We start from the raw sequence: 21,853 nt of genomic DNA on the forward strand, positions 1-21,853 counted from the left end.
CGGGTGACCGGCGCGGGGGCGATCCGGCTCAGTCGCCGGGGTTCCAGATAACGGCGAACGCGTCGTCGTCGTCCTGCCCGGCGGCGCGGCCGAGATTGGCGTAGAGGGTGCGGCCGCCAAGTTCGGGGGCCGACATGGCGAGGCGGACATATTCGCGCTGGCTCACCTCGCCGGTGCGGATCCAGCCGCCGCCCAGTTCGACGCCGTTCGACAGCACGCGGTAGTCGGGCTGGTCCCCGGTCTTACTGCGGTTGGGGATGATGGCGATCTCGGCATTGACCGAAAGCGTCTTCAAGGCGCCCCGGAACGAACCGTCGTTCTGGCGCTGGACATGACCGATTGAGGGCATTTCTCGTCTCCTTGCACATTCGCCCGACCCGATGCCGGGCGATGGGCGGACCGAAGGGACGGCCCTTGAGCGCGCTGCGAACCGCAGGCCGAAGCGAAGCGGAGGACCGGAAGCGCGGGGCTGATTTGGAGCGAAGCGGCCGCGAGGAGCGCCGCCAAAGCGGCGCGGGGAAATCAGTTCCGCGCGATGGTTTCGCGAGGCGCGCGACCGTCCCAGGTCATGCGCCCAAGGAGCCGGCGACGGGTTGGTGAGACACGAAAGGACGAGATGCGCGCGCGGACAGGAAGCCCAGTCCGGCGTCTTTCCGGGAAGCCATGATTGCTTTCGCGGCCACGAGGCCGCGGCTATAGCCTCACGGCGATGAACGAAGGAACGACGATTGCGGGGCAGATCGAACGGCTGATCGTGCGGCTGGACGGCGCGGCGGTGTGCGATGCCTGCGTGACTGACCGGCTCAACCTGTCGGTTACCGCACAGGCCAATGTCGTCACCTGCGCGCTCGGCGGCACGCGCGGATTCGAGCGGCAGAAGGACGAATGCACGTTATGCGGAAGCGCCCGGACGGTGATCCGCCGCACCGCCCGGTAGGTCAGGCGGCAGGGGTTTTCGGCACGCGAGCGCGCAGTGCGGCGCGATTTGGGCTAGTTGCCGTCGCCCGCGAGCGCGCGCGACAGCGCCTCGTTGGTCGCCTCGATCTCGATGCGGTCTGCGAAAATCGCGCACCAGCCGCCACCGAACTCCCCGATGCGGGGCTTGGAACAGGTCATGGCCCATTCAAAGCCGATCGGCCCCTTGGCGAGCGTTTCGGGGCAACATCGCTGGATCACCACCGCGATGGCAGCGGCATCGAAATCGTCCATGCTGGCGAAACACACGATCCGCGCGGATGGATCGTCGGGGCAGGTTTCAGCGATGAAATCGGCTCCGATGGTGGGAAATTCGGGATCGTTGAACGCCTCGCGAAACCCGCTCCACCGCGCGTTCGCATCGTCCGGCGGAAAGGCTGCGAGCAGCGCCGCGCTCGGCGGATCGGGCGCGTCGTCATTCGCCAGCGCGTAGCCAGCGTTTGCGACTTCCTCGATCAGCGCGCACTCGGCGGCGGTGCAGCGAAAGGCGAAGCTGCCCTGAATCCAGATGTCAGCCATTGCTCGCCTCCTCCCGTTCGGGCGTGATGACAAGCGGGGGCACCGCGAAGTCGGCCGCATCGAAATGCGCGATGATCGCCGCATAGCTACCCAATCGCTCGGCGGTGCAGCGCCCCATGAGGATATAGTCGTCCTCGTCGGCAGCGTAGCTTTGCGGTTCGCCGCTGCCGGTGAACACGGTGCGTTCCGCACCCCACTGGCAGGCATAGGCGCCCGACCAGCGCGCGAAGAAAAGCCCATGCGCGATGCAGAAGGCTTCGAGTCCCTCGAACCGCCCCCAGGCGACCTCGTGCGCCATGAGCGCCAAGGGCTCGCCCTCGGGCAGATCGCCGAGCGCGAAGGGTTCGCCGTCCCATTCGGTGGACAGCCCTTCGTTCGCGATGGCCTCGGCGAAGGCGGGAAGCTGGCTGGCGGGGAGCGTCCCGCCGATGGTGATGGATGCCGAAACACGGTCGGCCATGACAAGTCTCCTGTCTGAAATCCGCGCCGCGAGGGCCGCTTGCGGCCGAGCGGCGCGGCGATTTTATGGGGGACGGAACGGGCGGCGGGTGCGCCGCCGCCCGTCCAGTTTCATGCGGCTTCGCGCTCGGGCTGTTCCTGCGGCTCGGCCTTGGCAGGGGCCGGAAGCGCAATCACCGCGCCGGGGCCGGTCGGTTCCGGCTCGCGGTCGGGGCGCGCCGCGAGCACCTTGGCATGAGCCGCGACGGTGCCGACGCCGCCGCGCGCCGTATAGGTAGCGGGCGGGAACGCCATCCATTTCGGCACCCAACCCTCGACCTTGGGCCGCCCGTTCGCACCCTCCAGATGGTCGCGGACGATGCGCTTCAAGACCTTGCCCGGTTCCTTCGCATTGGCGGCGGCGACAGGTTCGCCCGCCACCTCGGCGACGATGCGGGTCAGCACCTCCTTGTCGCGGACACACTCGAAAAAGGCGTCGTCGGCCTGCCAGTAGCGGGCCATATCGACGCCGATCTCGCCGCCGACCGCCTCGATGGCGGCGCTGCCGCTGGCGAGCGTTTCGCCCATGACGATGACGATCACGTCCATTACGGCGCGGTCGGGCACGTCGAGCAAGCGCAGGAACACGCCGACCAGTCCGAAGTCGTCGCCGTTGCCGCCTGTGACGGTCGGTTCCTCGGGCGAGAAGCCGAGAAGGTCCAATACGGCGCGGCGCTTCGCGTCGAAGTCGGTTTCCGCGCGGCAAGTTTCGACGCTTTCGCGCACATCGTCGTTGCGCGCGGTCTGCGGCTCGGGCTTGACCGTCCACAGTGGCGACCCGACGATGACATGGGCGACCATCAAGCGCAGCGCGACCTTGGGATGACGGGTCAGCGAGGCGCGGACAGCGGCATGACGGTGCAGGTTGATATAGGTCTGCATCGTGCTCGTCACTTCGGGGCGCGGCACTTTGGGGCCGGTTTCGATTGCCTCGCCGCGTTCGAGCCGCTTGGCCTCCTTGCCCGTCACATAGCCTTCGTGGACCTCGACCTCGCCGCTTTCGCGCACATCTATATACACGCGCCCGCCCTTGCGCTTGGGTGCCTTGGCGAACTCATAGCGGTAGAAATATTCGCCGGGCGGGACGATCACCACGTCGAACCATCCGGCATCCAGATAGTCCTCCTTGCGCGCGTCGATTACGGCGTTCTGCGCGGTCCAGAACGCGTCGGCATCTGCAAAATAGCGGTCCTCGCCGAACAGATCGGCGACGATCGCAAGGCCGCTCGCATCGACGTCGAACAGGGCATGTTCGACCTTGATCGACTGCCCGCCGAACAGCCATGCCTTCAATTGCTGGCCGGTCGGGCAATAGGCGTCGTCATCGTCGTAGAGCGCCAGCCATGCCTTCTGCTGCTGCTTGCTCGCCAGCGTCAGATGCCGGACGGTCGCCGCGTTGATCTTCTCCTTGCGGTAAAGATCGCGGATGCGCGGAAGCAGGTTGCCGAGCGCTAGGATACGCTTCACGCCAAGCTCGGGAATGCCGAACGTCGCGGAGATATCCGCAATGTCGCGGCCCTCCTTGACCAGCCGTGCGAAGGTTTCCCATCGCGTCACCTCGTCGGGATCGAGCCGGGTGTTCTCGAGAAGCGATGCCTCGATGGCGTCGGCGTCGTCCCCGGCGTCGAGGATGGCGACGGGAAGCGGGCCGTGGTCGATGCCCTCGACAAGCGCGATGGCGTTCGCCGTCCAGCGCCGCCGCCCGGCGACGATTTCGTGGACGCCATTATCGTTGCCCGCCTGCGGGCGCACGATCAGCGGCACGATGACACCGCGCTTGCGGATCGAGGGCAGAATGTCGCCCACGTCCGGGGGCTTGGGTCCGTGCCGCATGTTCACCTTGGACGGAACCAGCTTGCTATGGTCGATAAAGTCGAGTTTCATTGGTCTGCTCCTTCTGGAGCGCCGGTCCCGTTTGTCTTGCTGGATGGGCGGGACCGGCACTCAATGCGGCGAAACGCGCCGCGCGTCATCCGGCCCCTCGATCATCAAGAGGCGGCGGAAGCTCGTTGCCGTTCCGGCTATCGGTGATGCGGCGAAGTTCGGCTTCGGCCAGAACGATTGCACCCATGCGCCGCGCGGTATCGGACCATAGCGAAAGCGGGGCCAGCGGCTCGAAATGCTCGTCGCGCTCGATGAACAGGCCGAAGGGCAAGCGGACGCCCGCAATCTCGGTAAGCGAGAACACGCCCATTTCCGGGCATCCGAACCCCAAGTCGGCGAGGCCGAACAGCGTGTCTCCATCGTCGTAAAGCTCGGTGGCGATCCACGTCGCCGCGCCGACCGGATTGAAGAATTTGACCACCGGGAACGGGTCGAACCGTTCGTCGCGCTGCTCGTGGAGGCGGCTGGCGCGCGCATTCGCGCGCAGCGCCGAAAGGATCGCATGGGGGAGCGTAATCATGCCGCTTCCCTCCCTTCGTCCTGCGTCTCGGCGTAGCGGGCAAGCAGCCAATCGGCGGCCTTGCTCGCGTGACTGGCCGCGCGAAAGATCGCGCGATTGTCCTCGCGCAGCACGTCGAGCCATGATGCCAGATAATCGGCGTGACGAACGGTCGGCACGATGCCGAGCGCGGCGCAAAGGAAGGCCGATCCCATCTCGGCGATCAATTCTTCGCGCGCATAGTCCTTGCTGCCGAACGCATTGCGCAGATTGCGATTGAGGCGCGACGGGTGGCCGCTGGCATGACAGAGTTCGTGCAGCGCCGTCCGGTAGAAATTGATCTGTTCGTGGAAGGCCGGTTGCGGGGGCACCTGCACATAGTCGGCGCTCGGGACATAGTAGGCCTTGTCCCCACCGATGCGGAAATCGACGCCCGATGCCGCAATGACCGCTTCGGCGATCGGCACGACTTGGCGTTCGGGAAGCGGTGCGGGGTCGGTGGCAAGGCCGGGGCGCAAGCCTTCGCACTGTGCGACGTTGAACACGGTGAAGCGTTTGAGGAACGGCACCGCGCGGGCTTCGCCGCCGGTCTGGCGCGCGCGTTCCTTCTCGGCTTCGGGGGTGAAGCGGTCGGCATAGACAACCCTTGTCCCGCGCTCGCCTTTCCTGACATTGCCGCCCGCCTCCAAGGCTTGGCGGAAGGTCAGCCACGATTGCGACGGATAGCCGTTCTCGATCACTGCTCCCCACAGGATCAGGACATTGACGCCGCTGTAATTGCGGCTGGTGAGCCCGTTGCGCGGGAGGCCGGGGGCGGCGGAGAAGCCTTGACCATTGGGGCGGCCCCAAGGCTGGACCCAAGGGAAGCGGCCCGCCTCAAGTTCGGAAACGATGCGGCCCGTCACCTCGTCGTAAAGATTGGCGCGCTCCGCCGGGGGCTGGCGTTTGCTGCCCTCTGCGCGCGCGCGTTGGCTGCCGGTCTGGTGCATGGCTATCCTCCAATGCCGCCCCAAAAACCCCAGGGCCTCCCCCGGAGCGGGGGTGGGCGGCGAATTGCGACCTGCCGGGCGCGGCCAGGAGGCGGTCCGCACCCGCAGGGCCGAAATGCAATGGAGGAGCCGGACCCGAGCGCAGTCGAAGGCCGGCTTGCGGGACGCCGGGCCGGGCCCAGAAGGGAGCGCCGCCCACCCGCGCGACGAGGGGAAGGCCCAACGAAAAATGCCGCCGCGCCGGTCAGGCGCGGCGACGACAGGCCGGAGCAAGGCTCCGGCATCCCGCCAGTCCGATCGTCACCTTTGGCCGGGACGCGCGAAGCGTGGCCCGGTGGAGCTTGGCGAACGGATGTGAGCCTAGCGGAATAGAGCGGAGGTCGCGCCGCAGGCGCGAGGCGCCTGAAAACCCGGATGCGTCAGGTCAGACCCTGCCGTCTTGAAGCACTCTCGTCGTGGTCGCCATGCGCGCGGTGACACGAGGAGCGAGCACTCGGCCCACTGGCCCCAACAGATCAACCGTGCAGCGGGGATCCGTTCGAACCGGTGCGAGCGGTCATCGCGGGCAACAGGCTCATCATGGTGGCACCGGCGATGATGATCGCGCCGACCGCCGCGGCGATGCCGGTCGCGGTCGGCCCCGCACCGCCGAGCTGCATCAGGCTGGAGACGACACTGCCGCCGGCGATCCCGGCGGGCACGGCGAAGAGAAGCGCGATCGCTCCGCGAAGCGGAACGGGCAACCGCGACGCGATGAGCATGCGTCCGATCAGCAAGACCGCGACGCCGACGACGAGGCCGAGAAGCAGACCGAGCAACGGCCCCAGTTCGCCACCCCCCGCCCACAGAAATGCGGCCGCACCGAGCCCGACCGGGAGTGCGAAGACGGCGAGCCGGAACATCGCCCAGGCGAAGAGGACGATGCCGGTGGCCGACAGGATCAGACCGAGCAACATCACGACCAACTCCATAGGCTCGGAACATAGCAGAAACACGATTCGGCATGAAGCCCCGATCGGCTCGCACTATGGGCGGTCTGGCGCGTTCTTCTCGGGCGACGTCGATCGCAGCGCGACGAACAGCGTGGCCGCACCGGCTTCGCTCCGGCCGGCAGGGGGCCGGTCGCCGATCGCGAAGAAGATGGCATTGACGGTACGCGGCGTTGCACTGGCGGCCGTGACAGCCGACCGGGAATTGACGGGCACTCCGGCGACGCTCGCGAGATAGGCGCGGGTCTCACCGGGCAGCGCGCGGCCGGTCCGCACGTGCTCGGCATAGCGTGCCGGTCCCGCGTTATAGGCTGCGAACAGTCCGGGATAACCGAAGCGGTCATACATCAGACGAAGATAGAGCGTCCCCGCCAATATGTTGTCGCGCGGGCTATGGGGATCACGTCCGAGCCCGAGCCGCGCGCGCATTTCGGACCAGGTGCCGGGCATGAGCTGCATCAGTCCCATCGCGCCGGCGTGGCTGGTGATCGGGCGCCCGTCCAGCACCGTGCGCCCGCCGCTCTCGGCGCGCATGACGCGCTCGATCCATTCTACCGGCACGCCGAAACGCGCCGAGGCTGCCTCGATATAGGGCCGCCAGTGAACGACCGACTGCGCGTCAGCCGGTGCCGCCGCCAGCAGCGCCAGGGCGGTGATGGCGACCCTCAGCCCAGCCACAGCAGTCGCACCTCGCCGATGACGTCGCCGCGCGATGTCGGTCCGAAATAACGCCCATCGAACGAATCCGGGCTGTCCATCAGCAGGAACAATGCGCCCGAACGCAACATCACGCAGCCATTCCACCACGGCATCGGACGGCCGCGGCCATCGGCTTCGCGGCGTTCGGCCACCGGGTGGCCGTTGACATAGATCTCCCGCCCGCGCGCACAGACGCGATCGCCGGGCGCGGCCGCGACGCGCTTGACCAGCGGGATATTGATCGGAATGTAGCGCCGCTCGGCGGCGAGCCGGCGCCAGCGGTCGGGCACCCGGACCAGCACCATGTCGCCCGATGCGATGTCCTGCCGTCCGCTGACGGCATAGAGACCGATCGGCGCGCTGGCCGATGCGTTCCAGACCAGCCACGGCGTTGGCGGCAGCGCGATCGTGGTCGCCAGCGCGGCCGCGCCGAGACCGATCAGCGCGGTGGGTTTAGCCGGCAGACGGGAGGGTAGCAGCCTAGCCATTGCCTCCCTCCCGCATGTTCGCGCGCGACCAGGCCTCGATATCGTCGATATGGTAGCGCCAGACGGTGCCATGCTTTCGGCACGGCGGGCCGCGCCGCTCCCGGCGCATCTTCTTGAGCGTGTCCCCCGCGAGACCGAGATGGAACGCGGCCTGCTTGGTTGTCAGAAACGGGCAATGCTCGCGTGCCCGCCGAGCGCGCTCCGCGGCCGACGACGCCGTGGCTCCACCGTCCACAGCGGATGAATCCGCCTCGATCCGTGTTCGCGCGCCGCCGCCTGCTTCGGGGTTTGGATCGTGTGTCATGAGTGCAGCGCCCGGTCCGACGAACCCGCGTTACCCGCCGATCAGGCCCGCACGCGCGGCTTCCTGTTCGGCGACATAGGCATCCAGCATGTCGGCCTGGCCGGGGAGCAGCGCGTCGATCGCAGGGAGGCCGTCGATATCGTCCCGGTGAAGCAGCACGGACGGGCACTGGCCTTCGACATTGCCGAGATTGGGGCGATGCTGGGCATAGCCGATGAGCGCGGCCAGATCGGGATCGAACGCTCGAGCGATGGCGGGCGGATAGACGAGATACTGATTCTCGAACGTCCGCAGCCATCCGAGGCAATAGGAGGTGATGACCGCGCGGCGCACATGATCGGACTGGTTAGCGCCGGCACCATGCAGGATCGATCCGAGGAACAGCAGCGCGGAGCCGGGTGGCATTTCGGCGGCGACCGGACGTGCATCGCCCGGTTGCGATGCCGCATCGTGATGGCTGCCCGGCCAGACCAGCGTCGCGCCACTCTCCAGCGTGAACGGATCGATCGGCCAGATGACGTTGATCTGATAGTGCATCCCGGTCTTGACGCCGCCCCAGAGATCCTGGTCGCGGTGCGGCACCTGCGCGAGCGCGCCGGGATGGATTTCGATCGCCTGGGTGAGGTTGAGAACGATACGATCGCACCATTCCCCGAGCACCGTTTCGGCGATACCGCGGATGATCGGGTGCAGCACAAGGCCGGCGATATGCCGTGAACGCCGCAACAACGCGCCAAAGCGCTTGGTGCGGGCTCCGTAGAATCCGCCTTCGCAAAAGGGCGTGGCGACGAAGCGCGGTGCGAGTTCGGCTTCGAGCGCGGTGATTAGCTCGGTCGGCACGGCGTTATCGACAATGACATAACCGTCGGCGAGCAGCATCGCGGCGAGGCGGGCGGGGTCGTGCATCGCCATTCCCTTCACGCGGCTCTTGCCGCCGCATCGGGAGTGATCGCACCCGGTACATAGATGCCGTTCGACGCCAGCAGCGCAGGCGTACCGGCGCAGATCTCGATGCGGAACGCTCCAAGGAACGCGCCATCGATGCGGCGCGCGGGGCCGAGCGGCGCTGCGCGCCAGCCCATCGCCAAAACCTCCTCGCGAAAAGCAGCGGTCACGACGCCGGTTAGCATGGTGATTCCGCTGCCGAGCGCATGATCGACCATCGCCGAGATGAGCCGGTTGCGGACACGCAGGCGTCCGGGGGCGCCCAATCGTTGCGGCAGGCAAAGTCGCGTAATCTCGCGAACCTGCTCCCCCCGGGGCGCATCGCACTCGCAGAGCGACGCGAAACGATCGGCGAGAAGATGTGCGCCCTCTGTCGATAGCAGCCGCATCGACCCCTGGTGAATGCAGCCATCGTCGGTGGCGATCAGATAGACCGCCTTGTCGCCGTCATAGCTGTCGATTTCATAGCGGCCGCCGACGACCGGAACATCCCAGCCCAGCAGATCGACGAACAGGGTCTTGCGGTCCTCGAACATCGAGGCGGCGCGCGCATCGGTAAGCGAGCACCCTTTGACAATATGGATCATGGCAGTAGCTCCCGTTCAAATTGAACAGTCGCGAAGGGAGCAGAGATGAAGGGCTCAAACAGTCGTCAATATTGAGGATGCGGCGATCCCGCTCAGAACCGCGGGACGATCTCCTCGATGCAGACGATTCCGCAGGCGAGCGCGATCGCCGGGAGCTGCGCGCGGGAATAGATTCCGAAATGTTCGCGCAGGTCACGCATGTAGGTGCGCACTGTCGTCGGGGCGATGTTCATCATGATCCCGATCTCGACGTCGCTCTTGCCCATCGCCGCCAAGCGAAAGCATTCGAGCCGCTTTGGGCTGAGATGGGGTAATTTCAGCGGGCGCGCCGGAAAGCCGTGCAAGCGCCGCGCCTCGGTAAACGCCTCGCTCGCCATCAGCGTCGCGATCCGGCAGATATGCGATGGCGGCAATTGCCCGTCGCGCGTTGCGAACGTACAGCATCCGGGCGGCTCGCCGGCGACGCCAATCGGAACGGTGAGGCCGTTGCGCAGGCCATGACGCGCGGCTTCGCGCACGATGCGCGCCTGTCGCCGCGTGAAGCCGCCCAGCAGTCGCTCCATTTCGTGCCAGCAGAACGCCCGGCTTGTCGAGCGCGCCGCGAGCAAGGCGGGATCGTCGCGGTAATAGCCTTCGGCGACGAAAACGTCGCCCCAGCTCTGGAAATTGTCCATGCGGAAATATCGCCCACCGGGCTGAAAGAAGGCCATGCTCTGGACGATCGCGAGCCATGGGAGGCCGAGCTGGCGTGCGGCGGCCTCGCTGCAACTGAACAGCTCGCGATCACTGTTCGCGCGCCTGGCCTGCTTAATATAGGCATCGAGGTCGCGAAACGGCACCGAGGGGCACTCCTTTCGACGCGCGCGTTGCGGGCGCGTCTATCGGGCGCGTGGTTCCAGCCCACGCGCGTGCAGCCCCCGATGATTTACTTGGTCTTGCTCGGCCGCCCCGTCGGCTTGTGCGGATGGCGCCGGAGCGTCACCGCCGGGCGCGCCAGTATCGCGCCGATTTCCAGTTCGTCGTCCGAAACGATCGAGATCGATATCCGGCCGGACAAGAGATAGACGGCATTAACGCCGAGTGCCTTCGCGAGCCGCTCCATTGCTTTCAGCGTCGGGCTCGACCGGCCATTTTCGATCGCACTCAGATAAGAGCTGCTCGTGCCCGCATCATGGGCGAGCGCTTCTTGCGTGATGCGCATCGCAAGCCGCAATTTCCTGAGATTCAAACTGAAGGACTTCGACGCATCCATAAGGGCGTAAGTTCACGCCCTGCGACCATTACTCCACACTGGATACAGGTTGGAGTTATTATCTATATTATTACATTTTTACAAATATTTAAATGAGATTCCCGAACAACGCGCACTCAACTCTGATGCGGATTCTCAGGCGCGCCAAAAGACCGCATTCGGACGGTCGAATCGGTCGATGACCGAAGCCCTCACGCCAGGACATTGGCCGTGGCCGCCGCAGTGGAAATCCCATCGGCGTCGTCACATCCGGGGCGAGCATTGATTTCAAGCGCCGAGCGAATCACGATGCGAACAACGTCCCGTGGACACGTCCGCAATCGCCGTTCCGGCGTGGCGTACAGGAATCATCGGATAGTTTGACGTGCCTGTGTGTCGTTGTCTCCTTTGATTTGAATGCAGCGCAGCGAAGCGGAGCGTCGCATTGGTTCATAGTTATGAAATCACCGTTCGTGTCGGGCCGCTGGCCGCCCACCATGCCAACCGACTACTCGCAACAGTCGGTTCTGGCGGTAATCCCGCAGCGGTCCGGTTTGCTCCAGCCCCGCCGAATTGTACTCGGATCTTCATGATGCAGCGGGATCGGTCCGGGGATCGGTAGTGACGAGCCCGAAAAACGTGGCGCCGGCATTGCCTGGAGGATATTGTCGATCTCCCGATAGACGCCTCGCGCTGCCATATGAGGATGGCGCGCCGCTTCGTCCGGATCAAGCACGGGGGCAAAGCAGGCATCGCTGCCTTCCAGCAGTGTGCGCCATTCTTCCCGTGTCCGCATGGCGAATATCTCGCTAAAACGCTGCTTGAGCTCGGGCCAGGCATCACGATCATAGCCGTCGTCAAAACTGCTATCGCCGGCCAACCCCAGCTTTTTGCAAAGCAGCGCATAGAACTTGGGCTCGAGTGATCCGACTGAGATGAAATTCCCGTCGGCGCACCGATAGGTCGAGTACCAGTGAGGGCCGTCAAGGATGCTGCAGCCGCGTATGCTGGCAACCTGGCCGGCGGCCTTCAGGCTCAGGAGCAAGTTCATCATGTGAGCGCTCCCATCGACGATCGCGGCGTCAACCACTTGCCCATTCCCGGTATCCCGCGCGTGCATTGCCGCTGCGAGGACGCCGATGGCCAAATAGAGCGCTCCACCCCCAATATCGCCTACCAGGCTTGGCGGCGCCATTGGCGGTTCACCGGGATGCCCAGCATACCAAAGGGCTCCTGACAGCGCGATATAGTTGATGTCATGGCCGGCCGCTTGGGCGAGAGGTCCCTGCTGCCCCCAACCCGTCATGCGACCGAATACAAGGCGGGGGTTACGCGCTAGGCAAACCTCGGGACCAAGGCCGAGCCTCTCCATCACCCCAGGCCGCATGCCTTCGATCAGTACATCGCCCCTTTGGACGAGATCCAGGACATGCGCGACGCCTTCGGGGGACTTCAGATCCAAGGCAATTACACGTTTCCCGCGGTTCACAATGGCGCCGCTGCCAAGATCGATATTTTCGGAGTTAGGGCTTACGCGTTCAATGACGACGACATCGGCGCCAAGGTCGGCCAACAGCATTCCGCAAAACGGCGCCGGGCCGATGCCCGCAATTTCGAGTATTTTGAGGCCTGCAAGCGGACCAGTTTTCGTCATTCAGGCATACCTGCGTCTGAGACCTTGGCGCTTTGATCCAGGCCGTTTCGCCGCTCCAGATTTCGAGACGGGTTGCAGTCGTGCTGGGCGGCAGTGTCGAAAGTAAGATTGGCAAAATGACCTTGATTCGCCTAATTCATTCTCTGGAGCAATTATTCCTGTGGGGCATGTCCATGCTCGATTCTCGCCTCAAGCATGCCGTCGCGGTTGGTCAGCTTCGTTCCTTCTCCAGGGCAGCGGATGCGGTTGGTGTCACGCAGTCGGCGGTGACCAAGAGTGTCGCTGAACTCGAACGGCATCTTGGCTATTCCCTTTTCCATCGGACCTCACGGGGCGCGATGCCGACAGAGGAGGGACGCGAATTTATTGATCGCGCAGCGCGCTTGCTTGCCGACGCAGCTGAACTACTCGGAGATACAGCCCGCCGCGCCGACGCCTATGCGGGCCCGCTTCGAATCGGACTGTTCCCAGGGTCAATCGACTGGTTGCTCACCCAACCTCTGGTTTCTTTGCTGCGGCGCCATCCGGCAGTGCGCGTCGAAGTCGTTTCGGGCAACAGCGAAAGGGGCGTGCGACTCCTGTCGCGCGGCGATATCGATGTCGCCTTTGGACTTGAAGCGGCCTTTGCACGCTGGCCGGAATTCAAGTGCGAGCGGGTCGCCTCGATCGAAATACTGCCTTTTGTGCGGAACAATCATCCCATTCTGGGGATAAACCCGACCAGCAAGGAGCCGCTGGTCCAGTTCGAATTCGTAGTGCCCTCATCTTCCGAACCCTACACATCGATCATTCAGCAGATGTACGAAAAAAGCGGTAAGCGTCCCGCTGACTGGATCCACATGACAGACTATTTTCAATTGGTTCGACGGATCGTTGCCACATCCGATGCTATCGGGATGGTTGCAAAACAGTTCACCGAGAACTCATGGTTTCGCGCCAATTTCGTGGCCTTGGAGGGAATCGGTTTATTCGATCCATTGACGCTTTGTTATGCTGTGCGTAGCCGCTGGCAGGTAAAACCGGCTGGCCGTGCGCTCGTCAGCCTTGTTCGTCAGGCATGGCGCACCGCATCATCGGATTAACGGCAAGGGGGCGGGGTGCGATCGGAAATCCGCTGCATCCGTCGCGATCAGCTAGAGCATTTCGCGCAGAAGTGGGAACCGGCTTTCCGGCAGGAAATGCTCTAGCAAATTGATCTTGGGCATTTTCCGAGTTGGCGGGTGATTCCACTCCCTCGAAAATGGCCTAGAAGCTAATCGCCACTTCTCCGCCGATGACGCGCCCCCTGTTTAGCGGTGAAAGGCTTGCACCCGTGCCCCCGAAGGCCGCCGGCAAAGGTGTATCGCCGCCAATCGTCACCTCATTCAGGAGGTTTCGGCCATAGATGGAGAAGCGCCAGTGCTTGTTGTCGGTCGCCAATGTGAGGCTCGCATCGAGCATATCGGCGCCCTGAAGGAAGCCGACGTTGTTGTCGGTGAATGCCGCCTTGTCGCGATGCGTGAAGCTGACACGCGCCGTTGCTGTCCCCAATTCGCCAAGCTGCTGATCATAAGTCAGCCCTACGCCATAGGTCCATGGCGACAGCCTTGGCAATTTGAGCGCACGATCCACATCGTTGATGACGCCATCACCGCTGAGGTCGAACTGGACGTTGCGATACTGGCCATTCACGTAGCCGAGCTGACCCGAAATCACGAGGTTGGACAAAAGAAAAAACTGCCCCTCGGCCTCGACGCCTTTGATTGTGGCGTCGGCGGTGTTCCGTATGACCTGGCTGACGCCAAGCGGTCCGGGCAGGTTGATCTCGCGCTGCAGGTCCTTCATGCGATTGTAGAAGGCCGCCAGGTTGATCCGGTGGCGCCCGAATTGCTTCTTGGCGCCGAGTTCGAAACTGTCCTGGGTCTCTTGATTGAATGGCCCCGGCGGCACAGCGGGATCGGTGTTGCGCAAATTATATCCGCCGCTGCGGAACCCGCGCGTGTAAAGGCCATAAATCTGCGTGTCGTCATCCGGCTTCCACTGAAGGCCGATTTTCGGCGTAAACCCTCGCCATTTTGCCGCGTCGGCGAAATTGGTTGCACAGATCAGCGTGTCTAGATTGCAACCATTTGCGCGTAAGGCCGAGACCCGAACGGCTTTGCGTTCCCAACTATACCGCGCGCCGAGATTCAAGGTCAGCGTATCGGTGAAATGCCAGTCGGTCGAAGCAAAAATGCCCCATGTTGTCTGGTCTTGCGTACCCCCACCGGAAACGATCCGAGCACCGCCCAAAAGATTCCGCAGCTCGGCGTAACGAAGATCCTGGGAAAAATAGTATAGACCGGTTGTCAATTCGACGTCACCGAACCTTCCGGCATAACGAAGTTCGTCGCTGAGTTGATCCTGGTCGATTTCGAAAAAGGCATGAAAGAAGGACTGTGGTGTTCCATCGATATCAGCGCCCGCGGAGGATCGGAATTTCCGATAGCCAGCGATGTTGGTGAAGACGCCTTCGCCCAGACCGACATCGATGTTGGTTTCCACGATCGCCTGGTCCCATTTGGCATCATAGAAACCTGGGAAATTGATCGAAAACCTGAAGCTGTCGCGGGGAAACAGCGCGTGACTCTGGACAGGGGCTCCATCGCTTTCGACATCGCCATGCTCATAGCGGAGATCCATTCGGAAGCGGTCGCCACCCTTGAGCGAAAGTGCCGGGCGAATGATAAGGTCATGTGATTTACCGAAGCTGCGATTGTCGAAGCGGTTGCGAAACCAGCCATTGTCGTCGCTGTAGTAGACGGCCAATTTGGCAGCCAAAACGTCATCGACGATAGGTCCGGTAACCGTGCCGCTTACGGTCTTTTTCAGTCCCGTTTCAATGGATAGCTTGGCTTTGGCTCCAAAATCGAAGCTGGGCCGCGTGGTCCGCACAACCACGGCACCGCCGGTAACGTTGCGACCGAAAAGCAAGCCTTGCGGTCCACGCAGAACTTCGATCCCCTCAAGGTCGAAGTTGTCCAGCACGACACCAGCGTTGATGCCGAGGTAAATACCGTCAGTGAAAACGCCTACGGTGGGGTCGATCGATGGGATCGTGCTGTTGATGCCGAGGCCCCGGATAGTGAAATTGGCATAGCCCGGTGCCGTACCCACATCCTCGAGCTGGACGTTGGGAACGTCGTAGCTCAGACTTTGAAGATTCTGGACGAACTTGGCATCCAGCTGCGCTTCACCAAAAGCCGTGACCGCCATCGGTACTTTCTGCACGCTTTCGCCATAGCCCTTTTTGGTGGCGGTAACGACAATGTCCTCAGCCAGCGCTTCCGTGGCGCTCCCGGTTTGGTCGTTCGCCTGGGGCGTTGCTTCCTGGGCAAATGCTGTTCCCGAGCACAACAACGCGGCAGAAGCCAATAGACATCCTCTCATGGCTGATCCTCTCTTCCCAGGAGATATTGTGTAGTTCATGCCGTTTGGCGGCATTTGAGGGCCGTCGTCCAATTCAATTCGCTGCAGAACTATTCCTGCTGCTCATCGATATCTGGCGGCAGCACGACGCCATCGGCAGCCCGACGGCCGCTCAAAAATATCATGGTAATTCATCGGGTTGATTACGCTCTCAGCGCCCGTTCTACCGCCTCAAGGCTGTCATTCAGCCCGAGCGGGTGCTCGGCATCCGTGAAGTCGACAATTCTACCCCAGTGCCGGGCGACATCATCGAGCGTGAACGCCCTGTCCGCTCCGAAGGCGTGCCCAAGCGCGCGCTCCCACCTAAGCTTGGCGATATAGCCGGCTCCAACTTCAAAAAGCCCTTTGGTTTCGCTGCAATTCTCGTGCGCAAGCCAACCGACCAATGGACTGATCGCTTCCGCTCTGAGATTGGCGAGAAACTCTTGTGGAAAGGCAGTCGCGGTCATACGCGATGCGGCGATTGGGGCGATCGTATTAACCTGGATGTTTCTGGACCGCCCCTCCTCCGCCAGCGCGTTCGCAAGCCCCAATATTCCGAGCTTGGCTGCGGCATAGTTGGCCTGACCGAAGTTGCCGTAGATTGCGGCTGCAGACGTGGTCATGACGATGCGGCCATAGCCCTTGTCGCGCAGTATCGGCCATGCTGCCTGCGTCACTGCCCGCGTCCCATTCAGATGGACCCGCTGAAGCAGTGTCCAGTCTTCGTCGGTCATTTTGTGGAAGCTCACATCGCGCAGGATGCCGGCATTGTTGATGACGACGTCAACGGTTCCGAAGTTGTCAACCGCGGCTTGGATGATCAGCGCGCCCTCCTCGACCGACGCATAATTTGCCACCGCCTGACCGCCCGTGGCTCGAATTTCGTCGACCACATTGTCAGCGGCTGTGGAGCAGCTGCCGCTCCCTTTCTCGTCGCCACCCAGATCATTCACCACCACCTTGGCTCCGCGCCCGCCAAACATCAGCGCGTACTGGCGCCCAAGTCCGCCTCCGGCTCCGGTCACAACCACTACCCTGCCATCGAAACGAAGCTCTTCGTCCATCGCTTGTCTGCCTCTTTTACCTGAGCGACGCATCTGCGCATTTGATCCTGTGCGAGTCAGGCACGCGGCTCCATTTCCGTCGACGCTGTCGTTTTCGTCTGAGCCTTACCGAAAGGCTTGAATGCCGGTCAGGGCGCGCGAAACAACAAGCTTTTGAATCTCCGTCGTGCCATCGGGGATGGGGCAAATGATCGCCTCACGCACCAGCCGCTCAACGATGAATTCGCGGGTGACGCCGTTGCCGCCATGGATCTGAAGCGCATCGCGCGTCGCTTCGATCGCCATTTCGGTGGCGTACCACTTGGCCATCGAGCATTCCGTCTCTGCGCGCGTGCCCGCCTGGACGAGGGATATTGCCCGGTGCGTCAACAGACGGGCTGCGTCGATCTTGGTCGCCATGATGGCGATCTTGTCGGCGATCAGCTGATGGCCGGCGATCTTCTTGCCATGCTGCGCGCGATCGCGAGCGTACGCGATCGCCTCATCCATTGCTCGCCGTGCGATGCCGATACTCCACATCGCCATATGGCAGCGGGCAATCTCGAACACTTGCAACGTATTGCGCAATCCATCGCCGACCCGGCCGATCGTGTTTGCCACCGGTACGCGGCAATCGGACAGGAATATCTGTGCAGTCGATTGGCCGTTGAGCGCCATCTTCTGGATATCGCGCACCTCATACTCACTCTCGTCACGATCGACCAGGATGTGAGTGACTTCATTTTCGCCAGTCTTGCACGTACAGATGAAGATGTCCGAGTAGGCTCCGTTGGTGATCCAGGTCTTTTCGCCATTGATGACCCAGAAATCGCCGTCTCGTACGGCGCGTGTCTTGATGGCGGCGACGTCCGAGCCGACATCGGGCTCCGAGATGCCGAGCGAAACGAACTTCTCGGCCGCGACGAGGTCGGCAAGATAGCGTTGCTTGATCGTCTCCGGGGCGAAGCGGCGGATGAGTTCTGCGCCAACCGCGTTGATGAAGCCGGGTATGGCCACATCGAGCGAGGAATAGGCGATCTCCTCGAAAATGAGCAGATGAGTGAGCCATCCCATATCAAGCCCGCCCCATTGCTCCTGATGCGGTGCGGTAATATGGCCATAGCCGGTCAGTGCTTGAGTCCATTCCTTCATGAGCGGTTTGGGGATGAATCGCTCCCCATGCCGGCGGATTTCCGGCTCAAGCTTGTTGTCGAGAAAGCGGCGGACGGTTTCCACCGCCATGCGTTGTTCATCGGACAGCTCAAAGTTCATATCGTGACCCCGTGTTTCCCTAGGCGCGCTCTGACAACTACCGGCCCAGGATCGTGACGGCGACCACCGCCTCTTCCACCCCGATGAAACCTCCGCCGTTCTGCGCGATCGCGAACCGGGCATTCGGAACCTGTCGATCTTCCGCCTCGCCGCGCAATTGCAGCGCAAGCTCGTAGATTTGGCCGAGCCCGGTGGCGCCGATCGGATGTCCCTTGCATTCAAGCCCGCCCGACGTGTTTACCGGAATACGCCCACCCAGCGCCGTCTCACCGCGCTCTGCCGCGAGTCCGCCCTCGCCAGGCGGCGTCAGGCCGAGCGCCTCGATTTCAATGATCTCGCCAACCGCCGTGGCGTCATGCACCTCCGCGACGCCAATATCTTCTGGCCCCACGCCGGCCATCGCATAGGCCCGGTTCGCCGCAAGGCGGCTGACATGGTGGTCATAATCAAAGGGATCGCGCGCGGCGCCGGTTTGCAGCACAGACGCCAGGATTCTTAGCGCCCTGTCCGGGGCTGCCGACAGTTTGCGCCGACCGGCTTCGCTGCAGATGATCGCAGCGGCGGCGCCGTCGCTGATCGGGGAGCACATCGGCAGTGTGAACGGGTAAACGATCGGAGGCGCAGCGAGTACACTTTCGACGGTATATGGGAGGCGATACTGGGCAAGCAGATTGCGCGTCGAATGCATGTGATTTTTCGCCGAGACGGCCGCGATTTGCGCTTGCGTCGAGCCGTAGGTCTTCATGTGCGCGCGTGCCATCGCGGCGTATACATCCATGAAAACGCTGTAAGGCTGACTCGATGTCGTTCCTTCCGGAACATCGACGCCATTGCCCATGGCCAGCAGCTGCGCGCGGCCCGACTCGGTTTCATGCACGTCCCAAGCGCCATCGAATGCACTGAACATGAGCGCCTTGTCGGGCGAGTACATCTTCTCCGCGCCGAGCGCGAGTACGACATCCGCTGCCCCCGATCGAACATAGGCGGCGGCCATGTGCAAGGCCGTGGAAGCCGTCGCACATGCGTTTTCGACATTCACCACGGGAACGCTTGAGATGCCCATCGCTCGCGCCACGATTTCGCCGCGGATCATGTCCTGGCCCTCCATATGCCCCTGGACGCAATTGCCGAAGAAGATGGCTTCGACATCGCCGGCGGTGCATCCTGCGTCGGAAAAGGCCTGCGACGAAGCTTCGGCGCAGAGCATTTTCAGGCTCTTGTCGAACTGTTTTCCGAACGGGGTCATCCCAACCCCCATGACGAATATGTCGGTCATTCGTTGATCCATTCTTCCAATGTGTTCCGCATCCGATCAGGTCTCACCGGTCGGAAAAATCGGGCTTCCGCTTCTCCCGGAATGCCGCCAGTCCTTCGACAATGTCGTTGGACAAGGCGTAAGCAGCCATGGCTTCGAGTTCCTGACGCAGCCCGACTTCGAGCGAGCTATCCTGCGCAGCGCGGACTAGCTGCTTCATGTAGGCGAGCCCTGGCCGGCTCTTTTCTGCAAGAGATTCTACCAGCGCTTGCGCTGCCGCAATGAGATCCTCGGGAGCAACCAGTTGGGTCACGAGTCCGGCTTCCTTCATCTCGGCAGCCGAGATGGTCCCGCCGGTCATCATCAGATGTTTCGCACGCGCTTCGCCGATCTTCCTAGGGAGTCGAACCGACCCTCCACCGCCGGGCAACAGGCCGTAATTTGCATGGGCGTCGCCAAATCTGGCCGGGTGCGCGGCAATGACGAGATCACAGCACAACACCAGTTCCAAGCCGCCGGCGAGCGTAAGGCCGTTGACCGCCGCAATTATCGGAAGGCGCGACGTCTCGATCCTGTTAAAAGCCTGACCGAGCCGCGGCAGAAACAGATTTAAGCGTTCGGCGAGAGTTTGTCCGCCTGTTCCATCGCCAATTGCGAGCAGATCCGCGCCAGCGCAAAACGCCCGTCCGGCGCCGGTAAGAATGCAAGCGCGCACCGTCGCATCTGCTTCCGCTGCCTCGATCGCTGCGGCGAGTTCCTCGGCCAAAGCCAACGACAGACTGTTCAACGCTGCCGGCCGGTTGAGGGTCACCCAAAGCGCTGGGCCGCGTTGCTCAACCAGGATGTATTCATAGTCCATTGCAGTCTCCCGCGCGCCGGCAGGCGGTCACCGGAATAGAGGATGTGGCTAGGATGGCTGCGTCGGTCATGCCCCCGAAATGCGCCGGTCCTGGCCCGCCCAATAGGGCTCTCGAAGCTTTGAACGAAGCACCTTTCCGACATTGCTCAACGGCAGTGGCTCGGCGGTAAAAACGACCTTGCTTGGCTTTTTTGCGGAGCCCAGACGCTGGCGCACCAAATCTATTATCTCGGTCTCCGTGATTTGTGCTCCGGGCTTGACACGCACCATTGCAAGCGGCGTTTCACCCCATTTTTCATGGGGCACGCCAAAGACCGCGACCTCGAGTACACCGGGATGGTCGGCAATTACGTTTTCGATTTCGGTGGGATAGATATTGAAGCCGCCTGACACGATCATGTCGTTGTTGCGATCGAGCAGATACAAAAATCCGTTTGTGTCGATCATGCCGACATCGCCGGTTTTGACCCAGCCATCTTCCATGCGCCGGGCGGTTTCCTCCGGATCGTTCCAGAATTCCTCCATCTGGCCATTTTCGAACCGTGCGACGATCTCGCCGGGCTCGTTTGGTCCCAGCACCTTTCCGTCCTCGTTACGGATTTCGATATCGGCGCCACTCATGGGACGTCCGACCGCCCGAATTGGGGCAGAACCTTCAAATTCGCCGAACCACTCGTTGGGCCCCATAGACGCGATGGGCAGGATTTCGGTCTGTCCATAGGCCGAATGAAGAACATGATTCCCGAATATCTGGCACGACTTGCGAAGCGTCGGCTCGGAGATCGGCGCTGAAGCACTCAGCAGAAACTTCAAATTCGGAAAGTGGCGGCCATATGCCCCGTCGTGATGCACTATGGCATTGAGCATGGTGGGGGCTACAAAGGCATGGCTGATCCGTTCCTGCTCGAGAGTGTCAAGAAAGGACGCTGGATCGAAGCCGTCCATCATCACGTTGCGGGCGCCGCAATACCAGGCCGGCACGAACAGGAAGCCCGATGCATGGGACAACGGGCCGACATGCAGAATGGCATCCCCTGGAGCCACTTGGGGGCCGATGCTCAAAAATGCGGCGGAGATCGTCATCCATGAACGGTGCCGATAGGCAACGCCCTTGGGTTTGCCCGTCGTGCCGCCGGTGTGGCGGATGACACAATAGTCCTCCGGCGCGACGACGGGATCGGGATCCCGGTCCGAGGCTGTCGCCAACCAATTCTCATAGTTGTGATCGCGGATAATGATCCGCTCAAGCGTCGGAGCTTGGGCATCCAGCCCCGCCAACTCCGAAGCCAATGCCTCATCGACCAGCGCCAACCGAGATCCGGTACTCGCGATCATATGGGCGTGCGCTTCACATCGGTTGCGCGCATAGAGAGGAACACGCGTATAGTTTCCAATGGCAGCCGCCAGTATGATGTCGGCGGCCTCGATGGAGTTCTTCTCCAGCGTAGCAATCCGGTCACCCGGTTGAAGGCCGCACTCCGCAAGAGCATTTGCGAGCTTCACGCCGCGCAACCAGGCTTCCGAGAAAGTCAACCGCCTGTGGCCGTGAACGAGAGCCTCTTGCTGGGCGAAATAACGTGCGGCGCGACGTATTTGCGTACGGACGTCCATCAGCCGCGCTCCTCTAAGGCGCTCGCCCACAATGGCGCAGTCGACACATAATAAACTGACATGCGATAGGCCTCTCCGGACTTCTTTTCGTAAGCATCTGTGTCTGCAGCATTGATCCAATCG

General features: G+C 62.6%; 23 protein-coding genes. 2 read left to right on the forward strand and 21 right to left on the reverse strand.

Features of this window, described 5'->3' with window-relative positions; genetic code table 11:
* Positions 1-28 precede the first annotated feature (28 nt).
* Positions 29-349 (reverse strand): DUF736 domain-containing protein, encoded by a 321-nt coding sequence (locus HUW43_RS12630; RefSeq protein WP_017499949.1) that lies wholly within the window; start codon positions 347-349, stop codon positions 29-31.
* Between the two features lie 360 nt (positions 350-709).
* On the opposite strand from HUW43_RS12630, the gene HUW43_RS12635 reads away from it, so the two are divergent.
* Complete coding sequence (locus HUW43_RS12635; protein ID WP_017499950.1) at positions 710-937, forward strand: hypothetical protein; 228 nt, start codon at positions 710-712, stop codon at positions 935-937.
* Positions 938-990: 53 nt separating this feature from the next.
* Here HUW43_RS12635 and HUW43_RS12640 read toward each other — a convergent pair whose 3' ends face one another.
* The 14 genes from HUW43_RS12640 to HUW43_RS12705 all read right to left on the reverse strand — a co-directional run bounded on the left by HUW43_RS12640 (position 991) and on the right by HUW43_RS12705 (position 12,261).
* The gene (locus tag HUW43_RS12640) at positions 991-1,494 is read right to left on the reverse strand and encodes a hypothetical protein (protein WP_188237754.1); all 504 of its coding nucleotides are present in this window, start codon (positions 1,492-1,494) and stop codon (positions 991-993) included.
* Positions 1,487-1,954: a hypothetical protein gene (locus HUW43_RS12645; protein WP_017499952.1), complete on the reverse strand. Its 468-nt coding sequence runs from the start codon at positions 1,952-1,954 to the stop codon at positions 1,487-1,489. The genes HUW43_RS12640 and HUW43_RS12645 overlap by 8 nt, the downstream gene beginning before the upstream one ends.
* A gap of 110 nt (positions 1,955-2,064) precedes the next feature.
* The gene (locus HUW43_RS12650; RefSeq protein ID WP_188237755.1) at positions 2,065-3,876 is read right to left on the reverse strand and encodes a ParB/RepB/Spo0J family partition protein; all 1,812 of its coding nucleotides are present in this window, start codon (positions 3,874-3,876) and stop codon (positions 2,065-2,067) included.
* Between the two features lie 85 nt (positions 3,877-3,961).
* On the reverse strand, positions 3,962-4,396 hold the full coding sequence (locus HUW43_RS12655; protein ID WP_017499954.1) for a DUF2958 domain-containing protein: 435 nt from the start codon (positions 4,394-4,396) through the stop codon (positions 3,962-3,964).
* Entirely contained in the window at positions 4,393-5,364 is a 972-nt protein-coding gene (locus tag HUW43_RS12660) for an ArdC family protein (protein ID WP_188237756.1), read from the reverse strand. The genes HUW43_RS12655 and HUW43_RS12660 overlap by 4 nt, the downstream gene beginning before the upstream one ends.
* Before the next feature lie 515 nt (positions 5,365-5,879).
* Positions 5,880-6,323, reverse strand: coding sequence for a hypothetical protein (locus HUW43_RS12665; protein ID WP_188237757.1), 444 nt, complete (start codon positions 6,321-6,323; stop codon positions 5,880-5,882).
* A gap of 66 nt (positions 6,324-6,389) precedes the next feature.
* Complete coding sequence (locus HUW43_RS12670; RefSeq protein ID WP_017499957.1) at positions 6,390-7,031, reverse strand: lytic transglycosylase domain-containing protein; 642 nt, start codon at positions 7,029-7,031, stop codon at positions 6,390-6,392.
* Positions 7,019-7,540 carry a conjugative transfer signal peptidase TraF gene (traF, locus tag HUW43_RS12675; RefSeq protein WP_188237758.1) on the reverse strand — a complete coding sequence of 174 codons (522 nt, stop codon included), beginning with the start codon at positions 7,538-7,540 and terminating at the stop codon, positions 7,019-7,021. Before traF ends, HUW43_RS12670 begins: the two co-directional genes overlap by 13 nt.
* Positions 7,533-7,844 (reverse strand): helix-turn-helix domain-containing protein, encoded by a 312-nt coding sequence (locus tag HUW43_RS15970; RefSeq protein ID WP_081095412.1) that lies wholly within the window; start codon positions 7,842-7,844, stop codon positions 7,533-7,535. The genes traF and HUW43_RS15970 overlap by 8 nt, the downstream gene beginning before the upstream one ends.
* A 30-nt stretch (positions 7,845-7,874) precedes the next feature.
* The gene (locus tag HUW43_RS12685; protein ID WP_017499960.1) at positions 7,875-8,756 is read right to left on the reverse strand and encodes a phytanoyl-CoA dioxygenase family protein; all 882 of its coding nucleotides are present in this window, start codon (positions 8,754-8,756) and stop codon (positions 7,875-7,877) included.
* 5 nt (positions 8,757-8,761) lie between these two features.
* The gene (locus tag HUW43_RS12690) at positions 8,762-9,376 is read right to left on the reverse strand and encodes an acyl-homoserine-lactone synthase (protein ID WP_017499961.1); all 615 of its coding nucleotides are present in this window, start codon (positions 9,374-9,376) and stop codon (positions 8,762-8,764) included.
* Between the two features lie 92 nt (positions 9,377-9,468).
* A complete protein-coding gene (locus tag HUW43_RS12695; protein ID WP_017499962.1) occupies positions 9,469-10,215 on the reverse strand; it encodes a LuxR family transcriptional regulator in 747 nt (248 codons plus the stop codon).
* An 86-nt stretch (positions 10,216-10,301) separates the two neighbouring features.
* Positions 10,302-10,628 (reverse strand): helix-turn-helix domain-containing protein, encoded by a 327-nt coding sequence (locus HUW43_RS12700; RefSeq protein ID WP_017499963.1) that lies wholly within the window; start codon positions 10,626-10,628, stop codon positions 10,302-10,304.
* A 487-nt stretch (positions 10,629-11,115) separates the two neighbouring features.
* Positions 11,116-12,261, reverse strand: a complete 1,146-nt coding sequence (locus HUW43_RS12705) for a CaiB/BaiF CoA transferase family protein (RefSeq protein ID WP_026108913.1) — start codon at positions 12,259-12,261, stop codon at positions 11,116-11,118.
* Positions 12,262-12,341: 80 nt separating this feature from the next.
* Here HUW43_RS12705 and HUW43_RS12710 point away from each other — a divergent pair, with 80 nt between their 5' ends.
* Positions 12,342-13,343, forward strand: a complete 1,002-nt coding sequence (locus HUW43_RS12710; protein WP_017499965.1) for a LysR family transcriptional regulator — start codon at positions 12,342-12,344, stop codon at positions 13,341-13,343.
* Positions 13,344-13,506: 163 nt separating this feature from the next.
* Here HUW43_RS12710 and HUW43_RS12715 read toward each other — a convergent pair whose 3' ends face one another.
* The 6 genes from HUW43_RS12715 to HUW43_RS12740 all read right to left on the reverse strand — a co-directional run bounded on the left by HUW43_RS12715 (position 13,507) and on the right by HUW43_RS12740 (position 21,730).
* Positions 13,507-15,654, reverse strand: a complete 2,148-nt coding sequence (locus HUW43_RS12715; protein WP_208598043.1) for a TonB-dependent receptor — start codon at positions 15,652-15,654, stop codon at positions 13,507-13,509.
* A 197-nt stretch (positions 15,655-15,851) separates the two neighbouring features.
* Positions 15,852-16,754 carry an SDR family oxidoreductase gene (locus tag HUW43_RS12720; RefSeq protein ID WP_011415065.1) on the reverse strand — a complete coding sequence of 301 codons (903 nt, stop codon included), beginning with the start codon at positions 16,752-16,754 and terminating at the stop codon, positions 15,852-15,854.
* 105 nt (positions 16,755-16,859) lie between these two features.
* Positions 16,860-18,005: an acyl-CoA dehydrogenase family protein gene (locus HUW43_RS12725; RefSeq protein WP_017499968.1), complete on the reverse strand. Its 1,146-nt coding sequence runs from the start codon at positions 18,003-18,005 to the stop codon at positions 16,860-16,862.
* 37 nt (positions 18,006-18,042) lie between these two features.
* The gene (locus HUW43_RS12730; protein ID WP_066542498.1) at positions 18,043-19,281 is read right to left on the reverse strand and encodes a thiolase family protein; all 1,239 of its coding nucleotides are present in this window, start codon (positions 19,279-19,281) and stop codon (positions 18,043-18,045) included.
* Between the two features lie 43 nt (positions 19,282-19,324).
* A complete protein-coding gene (locus HUW43_RS12735) occupies positions 19,325-20,119 on the reverse strand; it encodes an enoyl-CoA hydratase/isomerase family protein (RefSeq protein ID WP_054525391.1) in 795 nt (264 codons plus the stop codon).
* 66 nt (positions 20,120-20,185) lie between these two features.
* The gene (locus tag HUW43_RS12740; RefSeq protein ID WP_081095413.1) at positions 20,186-21,730 is read right to left on the reverse strand and encodes a class I adenylate-forming enzyme family protein; all 1,545 of its coding nucleotides are present in this window, start codon (positions 21,728-21,730) and stop codon (positions 20,186-20,188) included.
* Positions 21,731-21,853 lie beyond the last annotated feature (123 nt).

The organism is Sphingopyxis sp. LK2115 (assembly GCF_014595975.1).
GTDB lineage: Bacteria > Pseudomonadota > Alphaproteobacteria > Sphingomonadales > Sphingomonadaceae > Sphingopyxis.

Coding starts and splice junctions, on each gene's coding strand:
- HUW43_RS12630 (WP_017499949.1), bottom strand. CDS start 349: ATGCCCTCAATCGGTCATGTCCAGCGCCAGAACGACGGTTCGTTCCGG.
- HUW43_RS12635 (WP_017499950.1), top strand. CDS start 710: ATGAACGAAGGAACGACGATTGCGGGGCAGATCGAACGGCTGATCGTG.
- HUW43_RS12640 (WP_188237754.1), bottom strand. CDS start 1,494: ATGGCTGACATCTGGATTCAGGGCAGCTTCGCCTTTCGCTGCACCGCC.
- HUW43_RS12645 (WP_017499952.1), bottom strand. CDS start 1,954: ATGGCCGACCGTGTTTCGGCATCCATCACCATCGGCGGGACGCTCCCC.
- HUW43_RS12650 (WP_188237755.1), bottom strand. CDS start 3,876: ATGAAACTCGACTTTATCGACCATAGCAAGCTGGTTCCGTCCAAGGTG.
- HUW43_RS12655 (WP_017499954.1), bottom strand. CDS start 4,396: ATGATTACGCTCCCCCATGCGATCCTTTCGGCGCTGCGCGCGAATGCG.
- HUW43_RS12660 (WP_188237756.1), bottom strand. CDS start 5,364: ATGCACCAGACCGGCAGCCAACGCGCGCGCGCAGAGGGCAGCAAACGC.
- traF (WP_188237758.1), bottom strand. CDS start 7,540: ATGGCTAGGCTGCTACCCTCCCGTCTGCCGGCTAAACCCACCGCGCTG.
- HUW43_RS15970 (WP_081095412.1), bottom strand. CDS start 7,844: ATGACACACGATCCAAACCCCGAAGCAGGCGGCGGCGCGCGAACACGG.
- HUW43_RS12685 (WP_017499960.1), bottom strand. CDS start 8,756: ATGGCGATGCACGACCCCGCCCGCCTCGCCGCGATGCTGCTCGCCGAC.
- HUW43_RS12690 (WP_017499961.1), bottom strand. CDS start 9,376: ATGATCCATATTGTCAAAGGGTGCTCGCTTACCGATGCGCGCGCCGCC.
- HUW43_RS12700 (WP_017499963.1), bottom strand. CDS start 10,628: ATGGATGCGTCGAAGTCCTTCAGTTTGAATCTCAGGAAATTGCGGCTT.
- HUW43_RS12705 (WP_026108913.1), bottom strand. CDS start 12,261: ATGACGAAAACTGGTCCGCTTGCAGGCCTCAAAATACTCGAAATTGCG.
- HUW43_RS12720 (WP_011415065.1), bottom strand. CDS start 16,754: ATGGACGAAGAGCTTCGTTTCGATGGCAGGGTAGTGGTTGTGACCGGA.
- HUW43_RS12725 (WP_017499968.1), bottom strand. CDS start 18,005: ATGAACTTTGAGCTGTCCGATGAACAACGCATGGCGGTGGAAACCGTC.
- HUW43_RS12730 (WP_066542498.1), bottom strand. CDS start 19,281: ATGACCGACATATTCGTCATGGGGGTTGGGATGACCCCGTTCGGAAAA.
- HUW43_RS12735 (WP_054525391.1), bottom strand. CDS start 20,119: ATGGACTATGAATACATCCTGGTTGAGCAACGCGGCCCAGCGCTTTGG.
- HUW43_RS12740 (WP_081095413.1), bottom strand. CDS start 21,730: ATGGACGTCCGTACGCAAATACGTCGCGCCGCACGTTATTTCGCCCAG.